Genomic DNA, 949 nt, shown 5'->3' on the forward strand with positions numbered 1-949 from the left:
CCAGTTCCCCCTCGTCGAGGACCCTGCCATGACCGATCCGGTGTTCCCGGCCGCCCTCAAGAACGTTCGCCCGCTGCGCGGCGCCAACGTCATCGCCGTGGCCAGTGGAAAGGGCGGCGTCGGCAAGACGTGGTTCTCCATCACGCTCAGCCACGCCCTGACCAAGGCGGGCATGAACACGCTGCTGTTCGACGGCGACCTCGGGCTCGCCAACGTCGACATCCAGCTGGGCTTCTCGCCCAAGAACGACCTGGGCGCCGTCATCAACGGCGAGGTGACGCTGGCCAAGGCGGCTCAGCGCTTCCCCGACACCGGATTCGACATCATCGCCGGCCGTTCGGGCTCGGGCACGCTGGCGCAACTGCCGAGCCAACGGCTGTCGTCCTTGCGCAACGACCTGCTGGAACTGGCCAAGAGCTATGACCGGGTGGTGATGGACATGGGCGCCGGTGTCGACCGCACGGTGCGCACTCTGTCCGGCCCGGCCGGCACCACGCTGGTGGTGACGACGGACGAGCCGACCTCGCTGACCGACGCCTATGCCTTCATCAAGCTGACCCATGCCACCAACCCGTCGGCCGACCTGCGGATCGTGGTCAACATGGCGCAGAGCGTGAAGGACGGCGAGCGGACCTACGGCACCATCCTGAAGGCCTGCCAGAATTTCCTGAAATACAAGCCGGCGCTGGCGGGCATCATCCGCCGCGACCTGAAGGTGCGCGACGCCATCCGCAACCAGACCCCGCTGCTGACCCGTTCGCCCGCCAGCGACGCGGCCCGCGACGTCGAGGCGATCGTGCAGCGGCTGCTCGCCAGCGCCAAGTAGCCGGGCGGGATAAGCGGGCATGGGCGGGGCAATCCCACCATCGGTCACGCCGGCCGCCGCCACCGCCGCGGCAGCCCCCGCCGCGCCCGCTCCCGTTAGGGCCGCCGTCACCGTTGGGGCGAC

The 949-nt window shown here is 69.4% G+C and carries 1 protein-coding gene; it reads left to right on the forward strand.

Annotated features, from left to right (window positions below; genetic code table 11):
* Positions 1–28 precede the first annotated feature (28 nt).
* Positions 29–826, forward strand: coding sequence for a MinD/ParA family protein (locus I71_RS28300; RefSeq protein WP_042702068.1), 798 nt, complete (start codon positions 29–31; stop codon positions 824–826).
* Positions 827–949 lie beyond the last annotated feature (123 nt).

It is taken from the genome of Azospirillum sp. B506, from assembly GCF_000333595.1.
GTDB lineage: Bacteria > Pseudomonadota > Alphaproteobacteria > Azospirillales > Azospirillaceae > Azospirillum.